The organism is Muribaculum sp. An289 (assembly GCF_002159555.1).
In the GTDB taxonomy this organism is placed as follows: domain Bacteria; phylum Bacteroidota; class Bacteroidia; order Bacteroidales; family UBA932; genus Merdivivens; species Merdivivens faecigallinarum.
In genome coordinates this window covers 44,213-70,434 of the sequence record NZ_NFIV01000009.1, presented here as the reverse complement: position 1 = coordinate 70,434, position 26,222 = coordinate 44,213, and the positions used below count along the sequence as shown (strand labels likewise).

At 50.1% G+C, this 26,222-nt stretch carries 19 protein-coding genes; 3 read left to right on the top strand and 16 right to left on the bottom strand.

Annotated features, from left to right (window positions below):
• Positions 1 to 3: 3 nt before the first annotated feature.
• From B5F83_RS08185 to hydE, 3 genes are read right to left on the bottom strand one after another with little or no spacing between them, the layout of a single operon-like run.
• Positions 4 to 1,278: a GTPase gene (locus tag B5F83_RS08185; RefSeq protein ID WP_239383846.1), complete on the bottom strand. Its 1,275-nt coding sequence runs from the start codon at positions 1,276 to 1,278 to the stop codon at positions 4 to 6.
• Positions 1,238 to 2,689, bottom strand: a complete 1,452-nt coding sequence (gene hydG, locus B5F83_RS08180; protein ID WP_087279372.1) for a [FeFe] hydrogenase H-cluster radical SAM maturase HydG — start codon at positions 2,687 to 2,689, stop codon at positions 1,238 to 1,240. Before hydG ends, B5F83_RS08185 begins: the two co-directional genes overlap by 41 nt.
• Positions 2,682 to 3,797, bottom strand: coding sequence for a [FeFe] hydrogenase H-cluster radical SAM maturase HydE (gene hydE / locus B5F83_RS08175; RefSeq protein ID WP_158094199.1), 1,116 nt, complete (start codon positions 3,795 to 3,797; stop codon positions 2,682 to 2,684). The genes hydG and hydE overlap by 8 nt, the downstream gene beginning before the upstream one ends.
• Positions 3,798 to 3,897: 100 nt before the next feature.
• On the opposite strand from hydE, the gene B5F83_RS08170 reads away from it, so the two are divergent.
• The gene (locus B5F83_RS08170) at positions 3,898 to 5,361 is read left to right on the top strand and encodes a monomeric [FeFe] hydrogenase (RefSeq protein ID WP_087279377.1); all 1,464 of its coding nucleotides are present in this window, start codon (positions 3,898 to 3,900) and stop codon (positions 5,359 to 5,361) included.
• Between the two features lie 606 nt (positions 5,362 to 5,967).
• Here the strand turns inward: B5F83_RS08170 and B5F83_RS08160 are convergent.
• The 8 genes from B5F83_RS08160 to B5F83_RS08125 form a co-directional block, all read right to left on the bottom strand.
• Complete coding sequence (locus B5F83_RS08160) at positions 5,968 to 8,514, bottom strand: DUF5689 domain-containing protein (protein ID WP_158094198.1); 2,547 nt, start codon at positions 8,512 to 8,514, stop codon at positions 5,968 to 5,970.
• Positions 8,515 to 8,685: 171 nt separating this feature from the next.
• The gene (locus tag B5F83_RS08155; protein ID WP_158094197.1) at positions 8,686 to 9,561 is read right to left on the bottom strand and encodes a fimbrillin family protein; all 876 of its coding nucleotides are present in this window, start codon (positions 9,559 to 9,561) and stop codon (positions 8,686 to 8,688) included.
• 48 nt (positions 9,562 to 9,609) lie between these two features.
• Positions 9,610 to 11,139 carry an FISUMP domain-containing protein gene (locus tag B5F83_RS08150; RefSeq protein WP_087279388.1) on the bottom strand — a complete coding sequence of 510 codons (1,530 nt, stop codon included), beginning with the start codon at positions 11,137 to 11,139 and terminating at the stop codon, positions 9,610 to 9,612.
• A gap of 216 nt (positions 11,140 to 11,355) precedes the next feature.
• On the bottom strand, positions 11,356 to 12,999 hold the full coding sequence (locus B5F83_RS08145) for a hypothetical protein (protein ID WP_087279391.1): 1,644 nt from the start codon (positions 12,997 to 12,999) through the stop codon (positions 11,356 to 11,358).
• A 61-nt stretch (positions 13,000 to 13,060) separates the two neighbouring features.
• Positions 13,061 to 13,639, bottom strand: coding sequence for an indolepyruvate oxidoreductase subunit beta (locus tag B5F83_RS08140; protein WP_087279394.1), 579 nt, complete (start codon positions 13,637 to 13,639; stop codon positions 13,061 to 13,063).
• Between the two features lie 46 nt (positions 13,640 to 13,685).
• Positions 13,686 to 15,293, bottom strand: a complete 1,608-nt coding sequence (locus B5F83_RS08135; protein ID WP_087279397.1) for an indolepyruvate ferredoxin oxidoreductase subunit alpha — start codon at positions 15,291 to 15,293, stop codon at positions 13,686 to 13,688.
• 131 nt (positions 15,294 to 15,424) lie between these two features.
• Positions 15,425 to 16,681 (bottom strand): adenosylhomocysteinase, encoded by a 1,257-nt coding sequence (locus B5F83_RS08130; RefSeq protein ID WP_087279401.1) that lies wholly within the window; start codon positions 16,679 to 16,681, stop codon positions 15,425 to 15,427.
• A gap of 1,078 nt (positions 16,682 to 17,759) precedes the next feature.
• A complete protein-coding gene (locus B5F83_RS08125) occupies positions 17,760 to 18,872 on the bottom strand; it encodes an endonuclease/exonuclease/phosphatase family protein (RefSeq protein ID WP_087279404.1) in 1,113 nt (370 codons plus the stop codon).
• 97 nt (positions 18,873 to 18,969) lie between these two features.
• On the opposite strand from B5F83_RS08125, the gene fabG reads away from it, so the two are divergent.
• Entirely contained in the window at positions 18,970 to 19,716 is a 747-nt protein-coding gene (gene fabG, locus B5F83_RS08120) for a 3-oxoacyl-[acyl-carrier-protein] reductase (protein WP_087279529.1), read from the top strand.
• 289 nt (positions 19,717 to 20,005) lie between these two features.
• Here the strand turns inward: fabG and B5F83_RS08115 are convergent, their stop codons facing one another.
• Both B5F83_RS08115 and galE read right to left on the bottom strand, forming a co-directional pair.
• Entirely contained in the window at positions 20,006 to 20,518 is a 513-nt protein-coding gene (locus B5F83_RS08115; protein ID WP_087279407.1) for a DUF1566 domain-containing protein, read from the bottom strand.
• A 45-nt stretch (positions 20,519 to 20,563) separates the two neighbouring features.
• Positions 20,564 to 21,595, bottom strand: a complete 1,032-nt coding sequence (galE, locus tag B5F83_RS08110; protein WP_087279411.1) for a UDP-glucose 4-epimerase GalE — start codon at positions 21,593 to 21,595, stop codon at positions 20,564 to 20,566.
• A 110-nt stretch (positions 21,596 to 21,705) separates the two neighbouring features.
• Here galE and dacB point away from each other — a divergent pair, with 110 nt between their 5' ends.
• Entirely contained in the window at positions 21,706 to 23,205 is a 1,500-nt protein-coding gene (gene dacB / locus B5F83_RS08105; protein WP_087279414.1) for a D-alanyl-D-alanine carboxypeptidase/D-alanyl-D-alanine-endopeptidase, read from the top strand.
• Positions 23,206 to 23,226: 21 nt separating this feature from the next.
• On the opposite strand, the gene radA is transcribed toward dacB, so the two are convergent.
• The 3 genes from radA to B5F83_RS08090 form a co-directional block, all read right to left on the bottom strand.
• Positions 23,227 to 24,591 carry a DNA repair protein RadA gene (radA, locus tag B5F83_RS08100; protein ID WP_087279417.1) on the bottom strand — a complete coding sequence of 455 codons (1,365 nt, stop codon included), beginning with the start codon at positions 24,589 to 24,591 and terminating at the stop codon, positions 23,227 to 23,229.
• A gap of 124 nt (positions 24,592 to 24,715) precedes the next feature.
• Positions 24,716 to 24,940, bottom strand: a complete 225-nt coding sequence (locus tag B5F83_RS08095; RefSeq protein ID WP_087279419.1) for a helix-turn-helix transcriptional regulator — start codon at positions 24,938 to 24,940, stop codon at positions 24,716 to 24,718.
• 8 nt (positions 24,941 to 24,948) lie between these two features.
• Positions 24,949 to 26,205 (bottom strand): hypothetical protein, encoded by a 1,257-nt coding sequence (locus B5F83_RS08090; RefSeq protein WP_087279422.1) that lies wholly within the window; start codon positions 26,203 to 26,205, stop codon positions 24,949 to 24,951.
• Positions 26,206 to 26,222: the final 17 nt, after the last annotated feature.

The following is a 26,222-nucleotide window of genomic DNA, read 5'->3' as shown; positions in this document are numbered from 1 at the left end:
TACTCATTTCCCGACAGTTGCAAGACGGGATATCGCCAGGCCGTAATTGGTTATAGGGACTCCCGCCGCCTGCGCCTCCGCTATCCGCGAAAGCACCAGCCTGCGGTTGAACATGCACGCCCCGCAATGGATTATAAGGTCGTACCCTCCCAGATTGGAAGGCCAGTCGGCTCCTGCAACTACATCCACGATGATGCCGTCCCCTGCCTTTTTCCCCAGCATCGCCGGCAATTTCACCCGGCCTATGTCCTCAGAAAGCGGCCTGTGGGAGCAGGCCTCGGCTATCAGGACTCTCGAACCGGGCCTGAGAGAGTCTATCGCCAGAGCCCCTTCCTTGAAAATCCTTATGTCTCCCTTATATCTTGAAAACAGGATGGAAAACGAAGTGAGCGGGACCCCTCCTATTACATCCGATATCACTTCCGCATCGGTGTTCCAGGCCATGCTCTCCCGGGCTGACGTGCCTGTATTAGTGTCTGATGAGCCTGCTTCCGCCTCCACCCGCTTTCCGAAAACATCGGACATGGCCCTGCGGACAGCCGCAAAAGCCTGCGAATCGGTTATCACGAGCGCCGGCCCGGACGGGAACATGCCCAAGGCCGCCGGAAGATTTTCAGGAACCACGCATACCGGAATGCACTTCCTGTCGAGCAGTTCCCTTATGGTCTGCATCTGCGGCATGATAAGCCGGCCTTTCGGAGCCGCCTTGTCCTGAGGCATCACCAATACCACGGTATCTCCCTGCCCGACAAGCCCGCCGAGTATCGTCACGGGGGCTTCCGCCGTATTCCTTGCATCTATGGCCACCTTTATTTTTGAAAATACGGTTTCCCTCGCGGATGAAGAAAACCCTCCGCCTTCAGATATCTCCTCTTTCGACACAGTTACCACCGTGGCGCCGCGGGCTTCGAGATATTCGGCCCACCTTCTGTCGAGAACGTCTTCACGGCCGTCCGTAATCATCAGCGCGACATCGCAGCCTGCCGCCGATTTAAGGGTCTGCTCCACCCTCAGGGAACCTACCGTCCCGTCATCGTCGTAACCGGGAGTATCTATCAGAGTGACGGCCCCTATGCCTTCGAGCTCCATGGCCTTTCGCACAGGGTCGGTTGTCGTGCCTTTTTGAGAAGACACTACGGCATAATCCTGACCGAGAAGCAGATTGAAAAGACTCGACTTCCCGGCATTCCTTTTCCCGAATATGCCTATTGTCAGACGTTCGCCCGGGACGGCGATGTCAGAACCTGAAATCCCTTTCACCATGTTCAATCCTTTCAAGCATGGATTCGCATTTTTCCCTTGCGGTCTCGTTCGGTATGAGCCCGAGCTCCCTCTCTATCACAGGAACGGCCGCCTTCCTGGTAGCTTCGGAAGCATAGTCTATGAGATATTCCTTTAAAGTCATTATGGCGTTCGGACCGCAGCAGTTGGCTATCTGGCCGCTCTTGAGGAGGGACATGAACCTGTCCCCGGTACGGCCGCTCTTGTAACATGCCGTACAGAAACTCGGGATGTATCCCAATTCGAGAAGCCACCTCACCACCTCGTCGAGAGTCCTGTTGTCGTTTATGTCGAATTGGACCGAATGTTTTTCGTCATCCGTCATCTCGCCCCGATCCGCCTCGTCGGCATAACCTCCGACAGAAGTACGCGACCCACCGCTGATTTGCGAAACTCCGAGTTCCAGCAGACGGCGGCGCATGGACGGCCTCTCCCTCGTGGAGATTATCATTCCGGTGTAAGGCACGGATATCCTCAGCAGGGCGGTAATCCTTTCGAAAAGCAGGTCCGGTATCCCGTTTTCGAAGGATTTGGAATCTATGTCGTCGGCATCGCAGATACGCGGCAGGCTTATTGTATGGGGCCCGACACCGAATCTCGCGACAAGATGCTCGGCATGCATGATAAGGGCGGTAAAGTCATACCTGTAATCGGTAAGGCCGAAAAGCACTCCTACTCCCACATCGTCGATTCCGCCTTCCTGCGCCCTGTCCATTGCTTCCGTATGGTAGGCATAATCGGATTTCGGGCCGCGGGGATGAAGCATTTCATAACGGGCCTTGTCATAAGTCTCCTGAAACAGGATGTAGGTACCGATTCCGGCTTCGTGGAGCTTGCGGTAATTTTCCACCGTTGTAGCGGCGATATTCACATTGACACGGCGTATTGCCCCGTTTTTATGTTTTATTGAATAGATGGTGTCAATCGATTCGAGGATATACCCGATAGGATTCATCACCGGATGCTCCCCGGCCTCGATTGCAAGCCGTTTGTGCCCCATGTCCTGCAACGCCGTCACCTCCCGGGCAATGTCTTCCTGTGAAAGTTTCATCCGCGGAATGGCCTTGTTCTGCATGTGGTAAGGACAATACACGCAACCGTTTACACAATAATTGGACAGATAAAGCGGGGCGAACATCACTATCCTGTTACCGTAATATTTTCTTTTGACCTCCCTTGCAAGGGAGTAAACCCTTTCCCAGACCTCTTCGTCCTCCTGTACGAGGATGACCGCGGCTTCGCGGTGGGTAAGCCCGTCCTTCATCAGTCCGGGCTTCGAAAGTATTTCTTCGACAAGAGCCCTATTGCCCTTATTGTCAAGTGCGTATTTTATCGTACTGCGCACCTCGGCATCGTTGATGAACTCCTCGGCCCTCGCCGATGCCGGATTGTAAGCATGTTCAGACATAATTTTCCTGTTTTTTATAATCTCCCCGGGACCAGTCTACCGCATAGCCCATGTCTCCGAGGTTCTCTTCCAATTTTTTCAACGCGTCTTCCGTCTCCCCTCCGTCCGAAACCTTTCCGCTGTAAAGGTCATAGGACTTACGGGCATTTTCGGGTGAAATATTCGGCATGATAACGTTTGCGCCCGCCATTATCCCTTCATAACGTCCGCCCGGCACGAGGGTGTTCAGCGCCGTCGTCGAAGGCAGCAGCAGGTACGGGTCGAACATTCTCAGGACGGCTATAAGGCCGAGTGTCATCCTTCGTTTGCGCTCGGGAGTCCAGAAGGAATCGTGCAGGCTTCCGAAAGGCGTGTCCGGATGAGGCATGTAAGGCCCGATTCCGACCATCTGCGGCCTGAAAGAGGCGATGAATTCCAAATCCCTGACATGATGCCCTGCCGTCTGCCCGGGAGCGCCGACCATGAAGCCGGCCCCGGTCTGGTATCCGAGACTTTTCAGCATCGACAGCGAAGCCATTCTCCGGGAATAATTCGTCACGGCACCCGTATCGTCGGGGTTTTCAGCGGCCGGCCTCGGATGAAGGACATAAAAATAGTCCTCGTCGGCGGCTTCGTGCCTCAGCAGATACCTGTCCGCCCCGGCCTCGCGCAACGCCTTGTACGAGCCATAGCCACGTTCTCCGAGCGAAAGGGTCACGGCACTTCCGGGAAGTCTGTCTTTAATCCGGGATATCAGCCGGCAGAGGAAACCGTCATCCAATCCGGGATTTTCCCCGCCCTGCAGGACAAAAGTCCGGAGCCCGGCCCGGTATCCCCTGAGGCAGCAGGAAAAAATCTCTTCCGCTGAAAGCACATACCTGTGTATGTTGCGGTTGGATTTCCTGATTCCGCAATAATAACAATCGTTCCGGCAGACGTTCCCGATTTCGACCAGCCCCCTCAGGTATATCCTGTTGCCGAAAATTCCTTCCGATATTCCCGCCGCCCTCCGCATAAGCTCCCCGCACACGGAATCGCTCTCGGACAATCCGCACAAAAGCTCCTCCAGTTGCTGGGACGGAGGAAGAATACCGGGGGATATTTTCCCGATTAAACCTTTCAATTCCAAACGGCTTATATTATTTTTTCAAAAAACAGTTACAAATATATCCATTTTTGTGCATATCTTTGCGGCTCGATTTTAAAATGTAAGAAAATATTGGTTTGTCATGGCATTCATGAATAATGTTATGATTGTCCGCCACAAGTTGCTGGCGACAATGGTAAGGATGTGGAAGGAAGACCGCCTGTGTACTGATATAGACAGGCTGCCGATACAGTTGAGCCCGCGCCGTTCGAAGGTGCTCGGCCGCTGTTGCGTGCATAAGGAAAGGGCCGTATGGAAATACAAGATGTTCCCTCTTCTCGGCTACGACATGAGCGACGAAAAGGACGAGCTCATGCCGCTGTCGGAATATGCCCGCAAGGCCATAACGAGGTCCGTGAATCCGAAGGAAAACATCATGTGTGTCATTGACGAAGCTTGTTCTTCCTGTGTCAAGACCAATTATGAAATCACCAACCTTTGCCGCGGCTGCGTTGCAAGAAGCTGTTCGATGAACTGCCCGAAAGGCGCAATCAGCCATACGAAGGAACACGGGATGGCCGTAATCGACCATTCGCTCTGCATCAATTGCGGCAAGTGCTACCAGAGCTGCCCTTACCATGCAATCGTATACATTCCGGTACCTTGCGAAGAGGCCTGCCCGGTAAAGGCGATATCAAAAGACGAATACGGTGTTGAGCATATTGACGAGAGCAAATGCATCTACTGCGGGCGTTGTCTGAACGCCTGCCCTTTCGGCGCCATCTTCGAAATTTCCCAGGTCTTCGACATACTGAACAATATCTGGGACGGAAAACAGGTGGTGGCCATGGTTGCCCCGTCGATACTCGGACAATTCAAATACCCTAAGGAAAAAGTCTACGGAGCCATCAAGGCCCTCGGCTTCCATGCCGTAGTCGAAGTGGCCGAAGGTGCGATGATGACGACATCCAACGAAGCCGCGGAACTGAAAGAACGTCTCGCCGAAGGCCAGCCGTTCATGACCACGAGCTGCTGCCCGTCATACATCGAACTCGCGAAGAAGCATATTCCGGAAATAATCCCGTTCATTTCCACTACCGGCTCGCCGATGTATTACACCGCGGAAATCATAAAGGAAAAATACCCTGAAGCAAAACAGGTATTCATCGGCCCGTGCATTGCCAAACGCAAGGAAGCTAAGAACAACCCCAATGTGGATTACGTTCTCACTTTCGAAGAACTCGGCAGCCTGATTTCAGGATACGACATAGACATAGAGACTGTCGAGCCTTATACGGTCGAGTACCTTTCTGTCAAGGAAGCCCATGGCTTCGCACAGACAGGCGGTGTTTCCGGAGCGGTCAAGGCCTTCCTCGGAGAAGACGTGGATGCCCAACTGATTTCCGGCTTCGACAAGAAACTCATACCTTTAATAAAGAGTTATGCCAAGACAAAGAAGGCCCCTGCGAGATTCCTCGAAATGATGGCCTGCCCGGAAGGCTGCATCTCAGGCCCTTGCACCTATAACGACAAGGTTGCAGGCCGCAAGCAGCTCAATACGGAACTCGACAAGATGGACGAGTCCTACGCCAGGATGCACGAATAGACGGAAGGGAAAAGCTCATTCGCACTTCGAGGAACGCTATTCCACATCCGCACTTTGAGAAAAGTTACTCCACATCCGCACTTCGAGGAAAGTTACTCCACAGCACCTTGGGGGAAGTTTCCATGTAATTTTTGGAACAGTCGGCGCATGGTAATTTTGAGTGTATTGATAATCAGACGATTAGTAAAATGAGTGCACATTTCGGCAGTTTAAAACTTTCGAAATGTGCACTTGGATTTTTAACACATTGATATTCATTCTGTTACAAAATTGCCTGCACCCGAACTTCCACTTTTCAGGACAAGACATTTCGCTACGTTAGGATCATTTCGTCCGTATCCGGAAAGTGAACCAGTTTGCCCGTCATTTGGTGCACTTTCCCCTCGAAAATATTGATTTCAGCGCCATTTTGCCATTTTTCCCCGGGAAAGTGAACCAAATTTCCACGAATCGGCGGCACTTTCCCGGGCCGGGCTACATTCCAGTACAACGGACATACATTGTTCCTAACGCCAAGAATCAGGTACACTTTGTCCCGGAACATAAAACAGCCCCGGGACCGAAATCCCGGGGCTGTCGATTTTTGTCTGTCATAGACCGACTGCATTATTCCATGGTATGGGAACCGAAACCGCTGAGGTCTTCTTTGCTGATGCCAAATACTTCCCATTCTGCCGGATCGTAGGTAGCGGAAGGCTCTTTTACCGTAGAGTTACGTCTCAGGGTACAATCCTTGCCGAAATCGACATCTCCGAATTCTCCGCAAATATCGGTTAGGGTATCGCCGCATATTATGGCCATAGGGTCATCTCCATTGAAATTAATCACATTGTCACCTTCTATGGACTCGGCCTCAACGCCTTCAGGAAGAAGGGACAAATCCGCATCGCTATGGCAATATACCTTCGAAGCCCCGGCAGCAAGAGTACCGCTCAACTGCTTTTCCTTATAATTGCTCTCGCTCCCGTTGGTATAGATTCTCAGCATGTATCCGGAAAGATCCACCTCTTTATCCGAGATATTGGTAATTTCCAGGAATTTGTTAAAACTTTTACCTTCGGAATATTCAGAAATTATGAGCGCTTTAGGGTCTGATTCCGGCAATTCCGGAGTTTCGCCTTCGATGTGGCTGATATAATATGCAGGGCCGCCTACCTGAATCTCGCCCTCATACTCATCACGGGTCCCTTCGAGAGTAACTATATCTCCCTCCTTAAGACCGAGAGTCGAGAAACTCTTGTCGTTGGAAGTCTGTTTTTCAGCGGTAAGGCCGTAGACGAGCACACTTCCGGTCTCATCTACCAAGGTAAAATTGCCGTATGTAGTATTGTACAGATCCGTAATCGTACCTGTCAGCCTGTAATACACACTGCCGTCCACCGGTTTTGACAAGAATTCCGAAACCGTCACTTCTTCGATTTCACCTGGATCCGGAGTGTCGCCGCCCCCCTGTCCTTTTTCATGGCTGATGTAATACGCATCACCTACCTGAGGGTCGCCTTGGAATGAAGCGCGTTTGCCAGCTATGGTAAGGATGTCTCCTACTTCAACCCCGAGGCCGGAGAATGAAGGACCGCTGCCGACAGAAGCCTTGTCTTTGGCCACTCCGTAAACATAAACGTTGCCGCTTTCATCCTCGATAGTAAGGTTGCCCCATGAACCGTCCTTGATACTGGTCACAGTACCGGTGAGTTTGTAATAGGTCTCGCCTTCTTCCTTTGCAAGGAATTCTGCAATAGTCACTTCCTCGATTTCGCCTGGATCCGGAGTGTCACCGCCCTGTCCGTCGAAACGGGCTCCGGTCATTCCGGCATAATCGTCCTTAGAAGTAAGGCCTATCTGCATGGTACCATTGTAAACCATGGAAACGCCTTTCAGCGTACCTGCTCCCTGAGGAACCTGCTCGGTACCGAAAACAGTGTATTTCGAAGAGAAGATTACAAACGAATGTCCAGTAATATCCTCGACATTAATCGAAGTATGGGAACTGCCCATAACGAAAGTCTTGCCGAGGTCCGCCTCTACTACCTGCACGTCAGGAAGAGCGACATACTGGCTTTCATATTTTCCTTCCATGAAATCAGCCACGGAAACCTGCTTTGCCTCAACTGTATTGCCGGTAGAAAGCACTTCCGCCTTTGAGTTGGAAAGATTTTCAATCTGAAGCGCACCGCCAAAATATTTCATTTTGGCACCGGAAATGTCGATGGAAAGTTCATCTCCGAAATTCCAGGTAACGTCGCTTGTGAAACGAATCTGAAGACCGCCTGTCTCGTCCTGTACATAAACATTTTTCTTGGATGTGAGGGTATTGGCCTCTATGCTGCTGACAACGAATGCTTTGATTGCGACTCCGTCATCCATCCATACGGAATCCTTCTGTGTAGCAGGAGCCTTCGCACGGATATCCGCGATTGAAACATAGTCGCCAGGTTCAGGATCCGGGGTGTCACCGCCTTCATCGCTTCCCTTGCCTATATAATATGCGCCGCCGACCTGGGCTTCACCGTTATGTTCATCGCGGTAGCCTTCTATCACTATCACATCTCCTTCCTGGAGTCCGAGAGTCGAGAAACTCTTGTCGTTGGAAGACTGTTTTTCAGCGGTAAGGCCGTAAACGAGCACATCGCCGGTAGCGTCCACCAAGTGGAAATTACCATATTCGGTATTGAACAAATCGTTCATCGTACCTTTAAGCTTGTAATAGACACTATTGTCCACCGGTTTTGAGAGGAATTCGGCAATCGTTATCACGCCTTCCTCGATATCAGGGTCGTCGCCTCCCTGACCGCCAGACCCTTCCTGGGTGACAGTAAGAACCTCATTGATATTGCCGGCAGTAAAAGTAACTTCTACAGACCTTTTCTCGCCTTCGTTAGGTTCCGCACTCAGTTTTACCTCAACGACAGCTTCGCTGGAAGCAGCTCCGCTGGAAGGAGTGACTGTAAGCCATTTGCCACCCTCGGCAATAGTAGCCGTCCAGTCGCGGGTAGGTTTGATGAGCACCGAAGTCTCTTCACCGCCTGCATTTATCGTAGCCTGATCTTCTGCCAGATTGACAGCCGGAGGCAATACCGGTTCGTCCTGGCAAGCCCAGAATGCCATAAATGCGAATGGCACCATGAGGGCATAAAACAAATTCTTGATTTTCATAACATTAAAATATAAAAAAATACTACTATCCCAATTCTTTGGCGCAAAAATAACCATTCCCCGATAAATAGCCAAAATATAATATTAAAAATATATAACAAAGGGGCTGCGCCGTCAGGTATCACGGCACAACCCCCACAAAAAACGCACCCGTTTACAGGTTATAAACAGTTATTCCCATGGACTTTCGGATATCGACAGCCGGGATACGCCGCATACTGCATCCGGGCCTTTGGTCGCCGACTTTTCCAATGTAAGCGAAACAGTGTAATTCACACCTTTGCATATCGTAAAGTCATTATCGAGGATGCAGCGGAACACATCATCGCCGATACGGATATTTGCTATGGAAGCACCTTTCGGCAGTCTCTGCGGGACTATCATCGCATAGATACCCGAGACCTTGCCGTCCGCTACGGCCATCTCATCGACATAAGGGAAGAAATCCCTGTTGCCCTCGGGTTCTTTCAATTCTCCCGTCTCTATGAAAATGCCGCTGTTGTATTTTATATTCGGGATTACGATTTCACAATCCATGAGTTCATCGGCCGATGAAAATCCGTCCCCGGGTATGAGTTCGAAAGACAGGCGCCCTACCAACCGCTCAAAAGCCAGTTCTACCGGTTTTCCAGTATTTTCATAACCAAGAAACTTAACGAATTTATGTTCCGATTCGCGATATTGCTCCAACGGCCTTTGGTCTTCGTATGTATATACGGAAAGAAAATTATCCAATATATAGCTGTCATCCCAATACGGATAATAAGCAAACATATCGACTCGGGAATCCGGGAAGAAAACGGTACCATCAAGAGAAGCTCCGGACCCTGTAATCTCGACAAGCAGGTTATCCGCGATGACACTGCCCCCATAAGGAGTGTCCGACTCCTCAAACATGAACAGGCCTATTTTATCCCCGACGGAAAAATCCCCTCCGGAAACCTTGGTTATCAACAGACTCCCGTTCCCATTGGTTTCCGAGGCATCAGGCATCGCCGTACATGAAACAGCAGCAAGAATTAATAGCGAATAAAAATATTTTTTCATTTTTCTGAATTTTAATCTGATAACAAACATAAAAAACTAACGAAACGTTCAATCCGTATAATCGGCCACGCACCTTACCGGAAAAGCATTGAACGAAGGAGATGCAAGTCTCTGCATATCATGACTATAGGAAACGAACGCCCTGAAAAACACACTTTCAGCCCAATATCCGCTTGTCGACCACCAGCCGGCGGTATCGCCATCGTATGCGAAACCGGAGAAATAAACAGGGGTATCGCCATCATAGCTTTGAATGTATGAAAACAGGTAACCTACAGGATAACCGTCGAAACCGGTAGCATTGGTTCCCGGAAAATCCTTCCATCCGTCCGTGGATTTCAATCCTTCGGTCACATTCGCAAAACATGAGGCTTCATCCGGCACGCCGCCCTGCGACATGCCCAACATATCCCAGTCGGTAGTGGTAGGAACGTGCCAACCCTCGGGACACAACTTCTCGTATTCCACACACATCCTGTTATAGAGCAGCCCCCAACGGTCTGGATTGCCTTCATAATCCATGTTGTAAACAGCATAGGCCTCCCTGTCCGTCACCGGCCATTCGTCCAGACTTTCGACCTTGTATATATCGGTACCGTCATTCAGTTTCGTCGTCCTTAAATTTGTCCCCATCCAATACTGGTTTCCTATTTTAACCACAGGATACTGATTTCCCTCGATATCCGTGACAGTATTCCCTGGAGGGAGCAGTTTGTCCAATGAGAAATCCAACGTTTCGTTTTCCCAATCGCGGACGGTCACATCCACTCTGAGTTCAGGATTAAGCTCGGCCGTAACTGAAAAACTGACTTCGGCTATTTTTCCGGCCTCAAGGTCAAGGGGCTTGTCCAATTGCAGGCTGTGTTCCTCGCCCCCTATCATTATGGTTGCAAAATTCCCGGCCGCTATCTCCTGGGGAGGGACTATCACGGAAACTCCTTTCAGCAGTCCGTCATCCGCCAGAACGAAGTTCCCGTATGATTTCACATCCCCCTTTGACGAAGAAAGCAGGAAGGTGCATTTTTCAGTATCATAAGTTCCGCCCAGGGAAACATCTTTCACGGTTACCCAATCGAAAGCCCCGACCGGATTCGAAGTTTCCACTACAAAATCGAGCCTTGAGAACAGGTGCGAGAGTTCCACATGAGGGTCTTCATCCTCGCGGATGAAATTGACGGTCTTTCCGAACAGCACATCGCTGCCGGCCAGACCGGCAGACTGGTCAGCCTCCACCGCCACATCTGCCAACGGGCCCCCGGAAGGAATGATATTTTCACGGTAGGGCGAGAACACATAAAAATCGCAATACGGTCTTTTGCCATCATAGACCGGATTTTCGGAAAATTGCAGGAGACCGTCATTATATCCGGCATAAACCCCGTCATAAAGTCTGCCTTGATAAAGATTTTCCGCAGAAGAAGATTTCTTTGCAACTACATAAACAGAAAAATCCCTGCCGGTCAGGTCGCTGCCCGATTCTTCCGAGACGGACAATCGCAAATCCTGAACGGACGGAGTCTGTTTAGTACAGGCGGCAGCGAGCAAACAAACCGCCGCAAACAATAGTGCCTTTTTCATAACGCTTCTTGTATTAAAAAAATTATTAAAGGATTTCCGCAAATGCAAGTGCTGCAAAGATATTTCCTGCCAATAACAAAAAAAAGCCTTTTCGGCCTTTTTTTATCATATAGCTAAATTTACAACAAACTGATTGTCAGTTTATTATGAAAAAATAATCATATACCCGGGACATAGCCTTTTGGCAATACGACCAACAATGTGATTATCAATAAATTACATCATATCGACAAAAGAGCCGCCTTTGGACGAAAGAAGGTCTTCGAAATAACTGTCCAGACTTTTGTTGCTGTTTACAAGCCCGAGTTTGGAGCGTATTTTCGACCTCACGGTATAGATACTGTTAAGGTTCGTATGGTCATAAAGCACCCTTATGGATTGCGGAGAAAAGCCCAGACATACGAAACAGCAGTAGCACAGTTCGTGGACGGTCAGATCAGGATGCGCCGACCTGAGTTCCTCGATGACATTTCCGTAAGAAAGATTGGTGATGGAAATGATTTCGTCCTCCCATTGGCGGTTATATTGCGAGTTTACCTTGACAGACTCTTTGAATTTTGCATAAAAAAGCGCAGGACGGCTTTCGTAACGCGAAGCTATTTCGAGCAATCCCCTTAAAGAATCCATGCGTTTACCCAAAAGCTTCGACATTTTTTCTCCCACACCGCTCTGTTTTGAAAATTTTTCCCGGAGAGATTCATATTTTTCATTGACCTCGTCATATTCGGAGCGGATGGTGTCGATATACGCCATTACTTCTTCCGTATGTTTTTTCTGTTGCTTCAGCTTATGACGGTAAAATATGAATATCGCCATAAATATGCCGGCCGACAGCAATATAATCATTACGAGGGCCGAAACCTGATAGAGATGTTTCGACTGGAGCAGGTCGTATGACTTCTGCAAATACTCATGCTCGTATTTTCTCTCCGCTGCCTGGATAAGGGATGTCTTGTTTTCCTCGTATAACGTATCCTTCAGTTCCGAGGCCTTCCGCTCATGCGCCAAGGCTTCGTAGGGGTTGCCCGCCCTCTCTTCCAACAACGAAAGATAATGCTCCAACACCACTTTAAGATAGTCCGGAGAATATGCCGCGCCTTCCGTCATGTATCTTCTCGCAGACCGGGAATCCCCATCGAGGAACGAGAGTATTCCTACTGTGCCATAGTGTGATTCCGGTATCTTTCCTGCATTGTATTCGGCATATATGCCTGACAAATCCTCAATCACTTCATGGACAGATGCCTGTTTTGCCGTGTCATTGACTATAATCGCGGCCTTCATGCCCGCAAGTTCCAGTATAGCGGAAGTATCGCCGACCGCTTCTGCAATTTCCGAGGCCTTGTTCACCTGTTCCAGTGCTTCATCATAACGTTCCAGAAGATTAAGCATCTCTATCTCGTTGTATCGCGGCACGAATGAAGACCTGTATCTTCCCATGCTGTCCAGCAAATCCGCCGACCTGGAAAACATCGCAAGTGCTTCTTCATTGTCGTTCTGATGCTTGTACATATAGCCGATGGCATTGCATATCATTGAAAGCGCCGCCCCGTCGCCGCATTTTTCGGCATGGACCAGGGCCTTCGAGTAAAATTCGGCCGCCCTATCGCCCATTCCGCACACATAATGGATATATCCGCAATAATAGTAAGACAAAGCCAGTTCCCGCTCAGGACCGTTCTTTTCATACCAATCCACGGCTACCATTATCAATGAATCATTATCCGGAAGAGCGTTCCGGTCGTACAGTTCCTGCGTATGTTGCAGGGCATATTCCGCCCTCTCGGCTTCTTTCCGGCCGTTTCCGGACGAACATGAAACCGACAGCAACAATATCAGAATGCACAATCTCGCTATCATAAAAGTCAAAAAACATAGGAGGGAATAATCCCTCCCATGTACCTTGGACAATGTTTCCTGTTTATTTCTGTTCCGCGACCGCCCTTCCGGCACGCAGAGCCTTGATGTTCAGTTCTACGATGTCTGCGCCCTTACGGCCGAAGATGCGCTCTATGCCGTCTTCGATATTCTTGGCTTCCATGCCGAGGAACGGAGAAGCCGCTCCGAGGAGCACCATGTTTGCCGCACGGGAGTTCCCGCAGTCCTTTGCTATGGTATCGACATCGAGCATGACGAGGTTCTTCACCTTGGAAAGCTCGGCCATGACGTTGTCAAGTTCCGGATAATTCGGAATATTGACAAACGGAACCGAGTTGGTGACAATCCACCCGTCCGAAGCAAGATACGGCATGTACCTCAATGCCTCCATCGGCTCCAGGGAAATGATTATATCGGCACCTTTAAGCGGAATAAGGTCGGACAAAATAGGTTCAGAGGAAATCCTCAGGTTCGACTGGACATCTCCTCCCCTCTGGCTCATACCGTGGACTTCGGCCTGCTTGATTTTCAGACCTTCGTGAAGTGCGGCCTCGCCTATGATTGTGGCAATCGACAGGATACCCTGACCGCCTACGCCTGCCAAAATTATATCTTTTTTCATATCTATAAATTTTACTTCGTTGAAAAATTAAAAACCGTCCGCAGCATTATTTTGAAGCCTCGGCTTTTTTGAGACGGGCTTTCCTGCTATAAGTCTGTATGCATTCGCGGCGAGGGATAATAACCGAAACTCCCTTGTATTCAATCTCTTCGCGGATTACATTCTCTATTTCAGGAAGGTTCTTCGCAAGAGGGACGACTACACGGATATGCTCTTTGGCCACTCCTACGGCCTCGCAAATCTGTTCGAGTTTCCCGGTGCCTGCCGAGTCCTGACCGCCTGTCATGCCGGTGGTAAGGTTGTCGGATATGACTATGGTTACATTCGCATTGGAGTTTGCAGCATCAAGAAGTCCGGTTATGCCCGAATGGGTGAATGTTGAGTCTCCAATGACTGCAACGGAAGGGAAGAGGCCGGCATCTGCCGCTCCTTTGGCCATTGTAATGGAAGCTCCCATGTCAACGCAGGAATGGATTGCGCGGAACGGTGGAAGGGCTCCGAGCGTATAACAGCCTATATCGCTGAATACCCTATGGTTAGGATACTCTTCAAGAACTTTGTTAAGGGCAGTGTATACATCCCTGTGGCCGCAACCCTGGCATAATGCAGGAGGACGGTTCACAACTACCTGAGGTATTGCCTCGGAAGGGACTTCGCCGAGCCCGAGTGCAGGTTTGATGTAGTCGGCATTCAATTCGCCGGTCCGTGGAACTTCGCCGGTAATGCGCCCCATTACCTTCTTGCCCTCATCGAGGATGCCGCGCAGGTATTCCTCAAGGAAAGGCTGGCCTTCTTCAAGAACAAGTACTTTCTCGCACTCGTCAACTATCTTTTTGATAAGTGCCTTAGGGAAAGGATACTGCGAAATCTTCAGGACAGGATACCTGCAACCGTCCTTCATGTTTTCCATGAGATAGTTGTAGGCAATTCCGCAGGTTATGATACCCATCGAATGATCCGGACCGTCGATGAATTTGTTGTAAATGCTCGAATCCGCCATCTCTTCCAGTTTGTCATAGTTGGCAAGCACTTCGACATACCTCTTTTTAGATATTGCAGGAAGAAGCACCCACTGGGTATCCGGAAACTTGATTGTCACATGTTTTTCAATTTCGTCGTCCACTTCCACGACAGCCCTCGAATGCGCCATCCTCGTCGTTATCCTCATAAGCACTGGAGTGCGCATTTTCTCGGAAAGTTCAAGGCCGAAGCGTGTCATATCGTATGCCTCCTGCTGATTGGAAGGCTCCAGAACAGGTATGAACGCGAATTTTCCATAAAATCTCGAATCCTGTTCATTCTGCGACGAGTGCATCGAAGGGTCGTCGGCCGCTATCACGAGCACGCCTCCGTTAGCTCCGGTAATGCCGGAATTGACAAAGGCGTCGGCAGCGACGTTCATTCCCACATGTTTCATGCAGACAATCGCCCTCCTTCCCACGTAAGACACTCCGAGAGCGGCTTCCATGGCAGTCTTTTCATTAGTACACCATTTGCTGTGCACTCCGTTTTCCCTGGCCTTTTTATTGCCCTGGATAAATTCGGTAATCTCAGTGGAAGGCGTGCCCGGATAAGCATAAACACCGGCTATACCTGAATTTATGGCAGCGAGGGCTATAGCTTCGTCTCCCAACAACAAAAGTTTCTGTTTCATAAAATCCTCTATGTTCTATAACAATTATATTTTCCTTCTTACATACCGGCTACATACCGGCGGCCGGACATGAACTGGATTACTTAACCCTCCCGGCACAGCGGTGCCGAAGCCGAGTCGGATACGGAACCCTATTCCCGCCAGCCGTTAAGATACCTCTCCTGATCTACAGTCAGCGTATCTATTTCAAGTCCGCGGGACTTCAGTTCCATGACGGCCACTCTCTTGTCTATCTCTTCAGGGACAGACACGACCATGTTTCCGAGCATCCTGCCTTTCGTTCCGTGCTTGACAAGCCAAAGTGCGCTCAAAGCCTGGATAGCGAAACTCATGTCCATGATTTCCGCCGGATGTCCGTCCCCGGCGGCAAGGTTCACAAGCCTGCCTTCCGCAATCACATACACGCTGCGGCCGTTCGGAAGCTCATATCCCATGATATTGTTCCTTGCCTGCCAGCTGCGCACGGATATCTTACGCAACCCTGCGACATCCACTTCGCAATCGAAATGGCCTGCATTACAGCAGATTGCACCGTCTTTCATCTTCATGAAGTCCTTTTCGGTTATGACATCATTGCAACCTGTCACCGTGACGAAGAAGTCCCCGACTTCTGCCGCCTTGTTCATTTTCATGACCTCGAAACCGTCCATCATAGCTTCAAGAGCCTTGACCGGATCTATCTCCGTAACAATGACTTCCGCACCAAGGCCTTTAGCCCTCATCGCCACTCCCTTGCCGCACCAGCCATAACCTGCCACCACGACCTTCTTGCCGGCCACTATAAGATTGGTTGTACGGTTTATGCCGTCCCACACAGACTGCCCCGTGCCGTAACGGTTGTCGAAAAGGTGCTTGCAGTCCGCATTGTTGACAAGTACCATAGGGAATTTGAGCATCTGCTCGCGGTTCATCGCAATCAGCCTCAGTATCCCGGTCGTGGTTTCTTCGCAACCGCCTATGACACCGGGAACAAGTTCCGGATATTTCATATGGATGGTGTGCACCAAATCCCCTCCGTCATCGATAATGATATTTGGAGCGGCCTCGATTACACGGGAAATATGCCTGCCGTATTCCTCTTCGGTAGCACCGTGCCATGCAAACACGTTAAGCCCGGCATGGACAAGGGCTGCGGCTACATCGTCCTGTGTCGAAAGAGGGTTGCTTCCGGTAACATACATTTCAGCCCCGCCGGCAGCAAGTACCTTGCAAAGGTAGGCCGTCTTCGCCTCCAAATGCACCGACAAGGCCACGCGCAAGCCCTTAAAAGGCTTATCCGCGGAAAACTCTTCTTCCAAAGCTCTCAGGAGGGGCATATTCTGCTTTACCCACTGTATTTTCATCTCGCCGCTTTCCCAAAGCGCGGCATTTCTTATCTCACTTGCCATTATATGTTATAGTATTAAAATTCAATTTGCAAATATACGCAGAAGCCGAGAGCAATGCAAATGAATTTGCATTGGCATGTTTCGTCCGGAGGAGACGGAAGGCCTTGGACTCACGGATACAACGGGCGGAACATGCAATGCAAGCCGCCGGGCTTGCATTGCCGAGGCGTGAACCGTATTTCCGGCGTAGCCGAATATCGCAGAAGCCGAGAGCATAACAAATTTATTTGTTACGCCGAGGCGCAACAGTATTTCTGCCGTCAGGCAAATATCGCAGAAGCCGAGAGCATAACAAATTTATTTGTTACGCCGAGGCGCAACAGTATTTCTGCCGTCAGGCAAATATCGCAGAAGCCGAGAGCCTCGTATTAAGGGAAAGTGTCACTTATTCGCGGCAATGGTCCACTTTCCGGGAAGAACGGACTGGGAATGCACTCTCCGGATACAAATAAGTGAACATAACGGAAGTCCGGGTGCAGACAATTTTATAACAAACTGAATATCAATACACTAAAAATTCAAGTACACATTTCGGCCGTTTAAAACTTTCGAAATGTGCATTCGTTTTACTAATCACTTGATTATCAATGTATTCAAAATTATCATGCACCGACTGTTCCAAATTACATGGAAAACTTTCCCCAAATGGCGGATGAAAATTCGCGACAAACGGTTCACTTTCCCTCCGTCAGACTTCGAAGCGAGTAAAATATTCACAAATGCCTAATTATCAATTATTTAAGAAAATACAACTCGCTTTCGACCATGTCCGCACACCCCTCAAAAGCGAGTTAAATTTTTATAAGTCGCTGATTTTAAATAATTTAACAAAATTCGACTCGCTCCAAACTTTGTCGGTATATTTTTCAACCCCACAGCCAACTATCGTTTTTACAACATATTGATAACCAACATTTTACTAAAACAGTCGCTGCTTTTGGGTACCTCAGAAAGCACCCAAAGCCAGCCCATATTTTTTTTACAAATCACTGATTATCAATACGTTTAAAATTAGTAAGATGGACATGGGATGAAAAACGGGGCCGCTCACAAAATGGACCGCACAAAAAAGGACCGCTCACAAAACGATATTGACTTCAACGGGCCTGTGGTCGCCATGCCTGAAACCGGAATTGCCGCAGACTTCCGCCTGCCCCGCATGAAGACCGCCGGATATGAAGAAATAATCCGTAACGCTCTGCACCGGGCCTTCGCTGAAAGGCCTGTCCAGATACCTCAACGTCTTTTCATCCGTATCATAAACCACACGGCCGCAGGAGCCCAGTCCGGACAAATCCAACGGGGCTACGGCAAAATGCGGATTGGATGTCTCTTCTTCAGACGGGACATAACCCGGCGGATACTGGTTCCAGTCCCCTCCCACAAGCACTACGGCCCCTTCCCTGCACAGCGAATCGGCCCAGCCGGCAAGGAAATCCGTTTCCTGCAAACGCATGCCTCCCGTATCGTAGGCCGTATTGTGCGTATTCCCTATCACGAGCCTGCTTCCGTCAGGAAGGCGATACCCGGCGGCCAGCAGGCAACGTTTCAGATTGAACATGCTGACAGGAAAGGGAAAACGTGAAGGATAGGAAAGCCGTTCCACCTTCTCTGGACGGTATCTGCTCAGTATCGCGACACCGCTCGACACCTTGCCCAACGGATTGGAAAGAGGTATGGGGACAAAAAAACTTTTGTAATTGTACGCGAAATACAGACAGTAGTCCGGAAAAGCCTCGCGCAACAGCTCCAATTCATTTATCATGTACGACCTGCGGGAAGCCTCGTCCACTTCCTGCAACAGATATATGTCCGCATCCATCGACTTCAGTTCACAGACAATGGCGGCAAGGTTTTCACGGGTACGTTCCTCGCTGCATCTCATCCTCGTCCCTCCATCATAGAAAAAATCCATATCGTCACCCAGGCCGCCGTAACCGATGTTCCATGTGACTATTTTCAGCGTATCCGGAATGATTTTCCCGGATTCCGGAACCGCAACGCCGGAATAACCCCCGGAGGAACCGCAAAGCCCCGCTCCGGCATACTCACACACCGGCTCCCTGTCTCCGGGACGGAAATCCGTCATGGCCCCGACCGCCAGGAAAACAAGCACGAGCACGACCGAAACCACAGCGGCCCATAATACGGTTTTCAGAAAAATTTTAATACATGCAGGAAAAGCCTTCATACCGCTACATAAAATGACCTCGGGCAAAAATACGGAGATTTTCACGGAAAATTATATAACTTTGCCGCAAAATAATGAACATTTAAAATTCAGAACCATGGGATTATTATCTGGTAAAGTCGCGCTTATCACAGGAGCGGCACGCGGAATCGGAAAAGCAATCGCGCTCAAATATGCATCGGAAGGTGCAGACATCGCATTCACAGACCTTGTAATAAACGAAGCAGCCGAACAGACGGTAAAGGAAATCGAAGCATTCGGGGTAAAGGCGAAGGCCTACGCTTCCAATGCGGCATCTTTCGAAGAAACGCACAAGGTAGTGGAGGAAATCCATAAGGAATTCGGAAAAATAGACATCCTGGTGAACAATGCCGGCATAACCAAGGACGGCCTTATGCTCCGTATGAGCGAGGCGCAGTGGGATGCGGTAATCAACGTGAACCTCAAATCCGCCTTCAACTTCATACATGCCATAACCCCTATCATGGCACGCCAGAAAGGAGGCAGCATCATAAACATGTCATCTGTAGTCGGCGTATCGGGCAATGCCGGACAGTGCAACTACTCCGCTTCCAAAGCCGGACTTATCGGCCTTGCAAAATCTATTGCAAAGGAAATGGGTTCAAGGGGCATCCGCGCGAACGCTATCGCACCGGGCTTCATCATCACGGACATGACGGCAGCCCTTCCTGAGCCTGTAAGGAAAGACTGGGAAAGCAAGATTCCTCTCCGCAGGGGCGGTACGCCTGAAGACGTAGCCAATGTAGCCACATTCCTGGCAAGCGACCTTTCGTCATACGTCAGCGGACAGGTCATCCACTGCTGCGGCGGAATGAACATGTAATGAACAGGAAACAAACGACAGAACAACCTAAATAAAAACGGGCGGGCTATGGAAACACAGCCGCCCGTTTTAGTTTCTTATAAAACATCAGGAAGTGGGCCAGGCTCGGCAACGCAGATACGGCGAGGCTCCCAAAATCCCCATACAGGAAAGAAAACTTGCAAATGACTCTGCCGGACATTACTGAAGTACGGCCGGCAAAAGAAGATAATAGGCAAAAATGTCTAAAGAGAAGACGATACGGAGCATCACATCCTGATATGTTCCTGTCACGAACCGGAATCCGATATTAGAACCTGGCCACCGCCCTTACGCGGTATGTCAGATATTTTACAGTATAATATTCAAGACCGTAACGCATATATGCATGCCATGCCGAAGCCGCATCGTATTCAGTCGAGGACCAGTAACGGCCGGCTTCGCCGACATTCGGTATAAGTGTTCCGCCCGCCTCTGCAAGCCCGGCATTCACCGCATCGCGTTCTTTCAAGGCAAAGGCCGACAGCTCCTCCTTTGCGGGAAGGTACCATGCATCGCCCTTGTCGCGGCACCATTTGAAAGCGGGATAATTTTCTTCCCACCCGAAAAAGGAAACCACTTTTTTCATATTTTCCATGCCGTCGTTTTGATTAAAACACCCGACTTCGATTTTTTTCACCCATTCGTGCGAGCGGCACCAGGAGAGTTCGGCCTCATCCAAAGAAAGGATTTTACCATGCTGTCCGTCCTGTTCAATCGCGAAAACGACACCTTTCAAGCCGTTTTCGCAATATAAGTCTCCGATTTTATACTTTCCGTTCATATCTTATGACTTTAAGTTTATAAAAAGTTCTTTGTCTGTTTCCTGTCAATCGTCTTTGCCTGCAAGGTGCCTTTCCCATGCCCACGCGGACTCCAATGTATCCGAAAGCCTGCGTTCCGCCTTCCAGCCCAGCTCCCTGTTAGCCAAAGACGGGTCGGCCCAAATGGCGGTAACGTCCCCGGGCCTTCTCGGCGCCATCCTGTAATTCAATTTTACTCCATTGGCCTGCTCGAATGTGCGCACTATTTCAAGTACGGAAACCGGCGTACCGGTACCGATATTGAATATTTCATAGTCCCGCTTCATCTTGCCGCCTATCATTCTCCCCACTGCCGCGACATGGGCTTTCGCCAGGTCGGTCACATCTATGTAGTCCCTCAGGCATGTCCCGTCGGGAGTCGGATAATCATCGCCGAAAATGCTCAGGCACTCCCGTTTCCCGATAGCCGTCTGGGTAACATAAGGAATCAGGTTGTTGGGAACCCCGCGCGGCAATTCGCCCAAAAGCGCCGACGGATGGGCCCCTACCGGATTGAAATACCTCAAAGCCGTACCCTTTATGCCTATGCCCGCCTTCACCGTATGTTCCAGGATATCTTCGCACATCTGCTTGGTCGCACCGTAAGGCGATGTCGCCGGCTTGCGCGGAGAATTTTCCGTAACAGGCAGGCTGTCCGCCTCGCCGTAAACCGTAGCCGAAGAGGAAAACAGCACATTGCACCCTCCGTTTCCGGCCGCGGCACCGAGCACGGTCATGAACGAATCCAGATTATTCCTGAAATATTTCAAAGGTTCCGCCACTGATTCGCCCACCGCCTTGAAAGCCGCGAAATGTATCAGCGCATCGATTCGGTACTCTTTAAAAATCCGTGCCACGGATTCCGCATCACAGCAGTCTATCTTGTAAAAAGGAATGTCGGACCGGCCGGTAACTTTTTTAACGCCTTCGAAACAAGTCATATCGCAATTGGACATATTGTCCGCAACAACCACTTCGTATCCTGCCTCGATGAGTTCGACAGCCACGTGGCTACCGATATAACCGGCGCCTCCGGTCACTAAAACTGTATGGGACATATCAGCATTTTTAATGATACATAATACTTCGCCACGAAGATAATAAAAATATGGACTACTTTTGCAATTAAAAGCTGTTTTGATTTTTAAAAAAAGGCAAAAAGAAGATAATGGCAAATAAAATATTTTCACACGCGTTTTCCGCATTACTGGCACTGTCTGCAATCACGGCCAACGTACACGGACAGACCCTGACCGACCTGATAAAAGACACGGAAATACGCGAGGGCTGCATAATATCGCTGGCCGTAGCGGATGCCGGCGGAAACACACTGGCCGAATGGAACGCGGACTATCCCATGGTTCCGGCATCGACGATGAAAACAGTCACCACCGGACTCGCCCTGCAGGAACTCGGAAGCGGTTTCCGTTTCAGGACGTCGATAGCTTACAGCGGTTACACGGACAGCCTCGGCACGCTGCACGGGGACCTCTATATCATCGGAGGCGCGGATCCTACATTGGCCAGCACCCGCAAGAAGCAGGATTCCCTTTTCAACATTTGGGGCAATGCGGTAAAATCGGCCGGGATAGATTCGATTGCCGGTTCCATAATCGGGGATGCCGGATTCTTTCCCGACGAAATGGCTCCGGGCTCCTGGGAATGGGGCGATTTGGGGACTTATTACGGAGCGGGGGCATCAGGCCTCTCGTTCCATGAAAACTCCATTTCAATCAGAATAATCCCCGCCGAAAAAACAGGACAGCGCCCGTACGCCGAGCAGATTTACCCAGAAACCCCATGGATGCACATCGACAATCTCTCCACCACAGGCCCGAGGTGGAGTCCCAACACCATCCTTCTCTATACTTCCGAGCTCTGCCCTGTCGCGGAAATCCGCGGAAGCTATCCCATAAACGGAGGCATAAACATCGAAGAATGCTGCAACAAATATCCGGCAATGACCTGTGCATACCATTTCGACCGGTACCTTGCGGCCAACGGCATCAATTCCCTCTCCGGGCCGATGGACACCGGACGGTTCACGACAAGGGACCCTTCGGAATTCGCCGACCGGGACTCCCTGCATTATATAATCACCACGTATTCCGAGTCCCTTTCCTCGATTGTCGCCAAGACGAACATGGAAAGTAACAACATGTACGCCGAGACACTGTTCAAAATGACCGGCCTGCAAACAGGAGGCTCCGCATCTTACGAGACCGCAATAAAAACGGCCGGAAAACTTCTCGATGAGATGGGAATCGACACGAAAGGCTACCGCCAGACGGACGGGAGCGGACTTTCGAGGCAGAACCTGGTTTCAGCCCGTTTCCTTTCCACCTTCCTGTCAAAGGCAGCAGCCGGGCCGGAGGGAGATGCCTTCATCGAGTCCCTGCCCGTTCCAGGTCATGAAGGCACGCTCAAACATGTCCTAAAGGACGTGAAGCCGGAATATTCATCGAGGATAAGGGCAAAAAGCGGCTCCATGTCCGGAGTAAGATGCTATGCAGGCTACATATTCCCGGACAACCGAAAAAAACCTGTATCCTTCGCCCTCATGTCCAACAACCATGCGGGAAAAGGTTCCGACATGCAGAAAGCAATCGAAGAAATCCTCAAAGCCCTGCTTGCCGAACTGATGCCCGGGAAAAGCATCGTCCTATAACCGTCCTCACTTCTTAAACAGTCACTCCTTAAACAATATGCGGCACAGCTGTGGAACGTCCGGAATTTTCACGATTTCGATACCCTTATGCTCGAAAACATCCGGCAAAGAAGTGAAAGAGGATATGAATATCCGGTCGAAACCTATTTTAGACGCCTCCATTATCATCCTGTCTGTCTGCGAAACAGGCCTGATTTCTCCGCTCAGCCCCACTTCCCCGCAAAAACATGTTTTGGCGGAAATCGGCAAATCGAAGTTGGAAGAAAGCACCGCACTTATTACGGCAAGGTCGCATGCGGGATCATTTACCCTCAGACCTCCGGCCATATTCAGAAACACATCCTTGACCCCGATACGGAAACCGGCACGCTTTTCCAGAACCGCAAGCAGCATATTCATCCTGCGCACATCGAATCCCGTAGCCGACCGCTGCGGAGTACCGTATGCGGCACTGCTCACCAGGGCCTGTGTCTCTATGAGGAAAGGCCTCGTCCCGTCCATCATGGCCGAAACGGCTATGCCGCTCAAGGGCTCCCCGTGCATCGGGATAAGCATGTCCGAAGGATTCGCCACCTCCTGCAAACCACTGGACGTCATTTCATATACGGCAATCTCGGAAGTCGAGCCGAAACGGTTCTTGATGCTCCGCAACAGACGGTAGGCCCCGCTGTTGTCACCCTCGAATTGAAGGACCACATCCACAATATGCTCCAATATCTTAGGCCCTGCTATCATCCCGTCCTTCGTTATATGGCCTATCAATATCACAGGGACACCGCTTTCCTTGGCATACCTCAGGAATTTCGCCGCACACTCGCGCACCTGGCCCACCGTACCCGGCGAAGACTCCACATTTTCCGAATAAACAGTCTGAATCGAATCCACAATCAGCAAATCTGGCTCAATCTTACGGACTTCCGAAAGAATGTTCTCGACAAGGGTTTCACTGTAGACATAACAGGACTCCCCACTGCCTCCGAGCCGTTGCGCCCGCATCCTGACCTGATTTACGCTCTCCTCCCCGGAAACATACAGGGTCTTCAGGGAAGGGCAATGCAGTGGTATCTGCAAAGAAAGCGTGGACTTGCCTATTCCCGGTTCCCCGCCAAGAAGAATCAGAGAGCCCTTTACCATGCCTCCGCCCAACAATCTGTCGAATTCGGGAGAATCGAGCGAAAACCTCTGCTCGGACGACAAATCCACTTCCGAAATCAGTTTCGGGGGCATTCCGCTTCCGGGAAGTTCCCTGTTGGAATCATGCTTCCTGGACGGCGCCGGCGCCTCCACCATCGTATTCCATTCCCCGCAAACCGGGCACATTCCCATCCATTTGAGACTTTCGGCACCGCAGGATTTGCAGTACCATACAGTTTTATTTTTCGCCATGGCACAAAACTCTTAACGACTGCAAAATTAACAAACAGTTTTGAAAACGGCACTGCAAATCCAGCAAGCAGTTCCGACAAACCAACGATGCCTTCCTATACCTGTCAATGCTTTCCGATGCCCGTCAATTGCCATCCTCATTCCGGGAGCCGACCACCCTTATTATGTTTTTCCCCAGAGCCATTTCCACCTTCCTCAATGTCGAAATGGTAAAATTGTGGTTCCCTCCGAGCCAGACGGATATTTCCGAATCGTTTTTCCCGAGCATGCGGGCAAGGTCGCTCTGTGTCATACCTTTCGAGCGCAAAATCCATTGAATCCTCAATGCCACTTCTTTGTAAATTTCCATAATAAATATTACCAATCGGAATTATTGTATGTTTCCACTATCTCTATATCCAGCAGGACATCGTTGAACTTGGTATGGGAAGCATCCGTGGCAAACAGGTACCGGCTGCTTAACGAGCCCCTCCACACGATGTCATCACGGGAATTGAGAGGAATGGATACCGTAATCCCGTAGCTTTTCGAATTTATCTTTACCATAAGCTCGGTATCCCAGCTCGTTTTCTTCCCCCCGTCGTCCTCCACTATCATAAGGGCGATACTGCTCATTTGCAAGGTCCAGTCTGAAACCATTATGGTATTTACCTCCTTGGGAACACCTACCTCGCTCCTCCTTACTACAAGATAAAAATCCGTAATCGTAGGGGAAAACAGTTCCATCTCCGCCTCGGTCGCCGCCGTAAAACTCTCTATCGCCCCGGCCTTTATAAAATATTCAGATGCGCCCGCAAGCCAGCAGTCATAGTTCTTCAATGCAGTGAAACTCCTCAGCATCAGGGAATATATGGTTTCACCCGTCTTGGTCGGAATGCCCTGAATGCCATTTTCCCAATCCGAAGGACCTTCCGCAGCTTTCAACGGCACATAGTTTCTGTCCCTGTTAAGGTTTACGACCCATACCGGATGCTCTTTTGCGTATGCCTCGTCGACGAGCACCCGCGACACAACCTTCTTTCCGGAAGCGTCCTTGCGCAATATGAAACCGTAATTCCATTCATCGTCCCGGCCATGGTCGAAAGTGACTACCGGCTCCGACTTTCCGTCCCACCTATCATAATAAGGCCAGTAAATCTGGATATCCGAAGCCGCCAGAGAATCCATGAAAGCGGAAGCATATCCGTCGGACTTGACGGAAATCCCCGGGAAGCCGGTATCGCCGCTCACAGTGGCCACCATCTGCCTGAACAAAGCTCCCTGCCCGTATTCCGACGATTTGACAACCCTGCTTCCGGTACCTTTCCCGGGATTTGCCACCACATTGGTAAAAAGATACTCCTCATCGTAACCGTCGTCATAGGACTCGCCAACGGCCGAATGGACTTCATCGAGCACTGCCGGATCCGAAACTGCATCGGACAGGAACGCCGCAATCCGCTCCAGCCTTTCGGCTTCGGCACTGTACTGGATATCCTCATAACGGTTGTCCGACGGACCATCCGGCGACTTCTCGCACGAAACATTGGCAACAGCCGCGGCTGACAAAAGCAAGGCCGGCAAGACAAAAATTCTTCTCTTCTTCATAACACCCTCCACTCTAAATTTGTCCATAAATATTAAGAAGCTGT